At 41.2% G+C, this 2028-nt stretch carries 1 protein-coding gene; it reads left to right on the top strand.

Annotation, left to right across the window (positions count from 1 at the left end; genetic code table 11):
• Positions 1-214: 214 nt before the first annotated feature.
• On the top strand, positions 215-2028 hold a 1814-nt coding region (locus J1N09_RS15340), incomplete at its 3' end, for a CARDB domain-containing protein (RefSeq protein ID WP_265201160.1).

The raw sequence follows: 2028 nt of genomic DNA, 5'->3' as shown, positions 1-2028 counted from the left end.
GAAGAGGTCCGAAAGGAGTTTAAAGGACACTTTACCCTAAAGAGATAATACTTCAGAAATAAACCATAGAAAAGCCACTCAAACGAGTGGCTTTTTCTTTTGTTCACAAGGTCGATATACATAGATTCAATTGCACTGATAATCGAGAATTGGCCATTTTTTCTGATTTTTAGGAAATTATCATGTATTTTCATACCGAATTAAAAAAATCAGCGTGAAAAAAATAGTACTCCTTTTAGCCCTAATTTTTAGTGCAACCCTATCAGCGCAACCGGTAACACTGTTCGAACAGTTCAATGGGCGATATGATTTTCTGGCTTTTGGAAACACCTTGAATACAGGACCAAACCCTTGTAATATACTCACGCAGAGTAGTGCCGATTTCAGTATGCCGATTGGTGGTACCCTGGTTACAGCCAAACTCTACTGGGCTGGCTCAGGATCTGGTGATTTTGACGTCGTACTTAACGGAGATCCCGTTACTGCCGAGCGTAACTTTGGCATCAATTTTAACGGGCTGGATTACTTTGCTGCGTATGCCGATGTTACCAATATTGTAAATGCAAACGGAAATGGGACATATACCTTGTCCGAATTGGATTTGACTGCTGTTATCCCTGCTTATTGTGGAAACGCAACTGATTTTGGTGGGTGGTCGATCATAGTAGTTTACGAAAATCCAGCATTACTTCTGAACCAAATTAGTCTGTTCGATGGACTGGAGTTTGTTTCTTCATCAAACCCATCTCTGGATATTACTCTAACCAATATTGATGTGGCTACGGACGAGTTATCAAAGATCGGATTCCTGGCTTGGGAAGGAGATGCAGGCTTAGCGATTAATGAAAGTCTTATTATCAATGGCGTACTCATTGATAATCCACCTCTGAATCCAGGTGACAATGCCTTTAATGGTACCAACAGTTATACAAATGCCACGGATCTCTGGAATATGGACCTGGATGTGTATTTTCTTGAGAATATCGTGATGCCTGGAGATACGTCGATTCCTATTAGCCTGACTTCTGGAGCAGATTTCGTAATGATCAATAACATTATAACCAATGTTAATTCTGAAATCCCCGATGCCACTATAGAAATAGATGACGTTGGAGTCCTTTGTGCGAACAATAACATCGATGTTTCCTATACAGTATATAATATTAATAGTACGGCTCCTCTACCGGCAAACACGCCAATAGCTTTTTATGCAGACGCAACCTTGATAGGTCAGTCTCAGACTTTGACTGAAATCCCTATTGATGGTTCAGAGTCCGGTATGATCACGTTGAACATTCCAGTGGGTACTCCTGTACTTTTCGATCTTATAGCGGTTGTTGATGACGATGGAACGGGAAATGGTATTGTGAATGAGACAAATGAATTGAACAATGAGTTCATTTTGCCAATAGACTTGAATCTATTGGCGCTGCCGTTAGGTCCTGATATTGATTCTTGTATTGGCGAAACCGTAATTTTAGATACGGGTATAAACGATCCGTTGTGGTCGTTTCAGTGGTTTTTCAATAATGTTATAATTCCCGGAGCAACGGGCCCTTCCTTGCCAGTAACCGCACCCGGACTCTATCGTGTTGATGCTTTTGAAGGAATCTGCTTTGTGAGTGATGAGATCACTGTTACTTTTAATCCGGTCCCTATTGCTGTTGAACCCACACCTCTTAATGTTTGTGACGAATTGCCCAACGACGGTTTTGCGATTTTTGACCTGACTTCCAAAGATGCTGAAATAATTAATGGGCAACCCAATACTTTTGTTGAATACTATACAAGTTTAACACTAGCACAAGCTGGTACTTTGCCAATTCCGAACCCTACCACATTTTCGAATACTACCTTAGGTTTCCAAACTGTGTGGGCGAGATTGGAAAGTACAGATCCGGGTGCATGTTTCGACATTGTTCCCTTGGATCTTCAGGTGAACGATTCTCCTGCCATCACGGATCCTATTTCGGATTATTTCCTTTGCGACAATGACCAGGATGGTATTGAGGTATTTGATCTAACGAC

It is taken from the genome of Aureitalea sp. L0-47, from assembly GCF_026126405.1.
Lineage (GTDB): Bacteria > Bacteroidota > Bacteroidia > Flavobacteriales > Flavobacteriaceae > Pukyongia.
The sequence above is the reverse complement of the archived record's forward strand: the minus strand, read 5'-3'. Positions and strand labels throughout refer to the sequence as shown.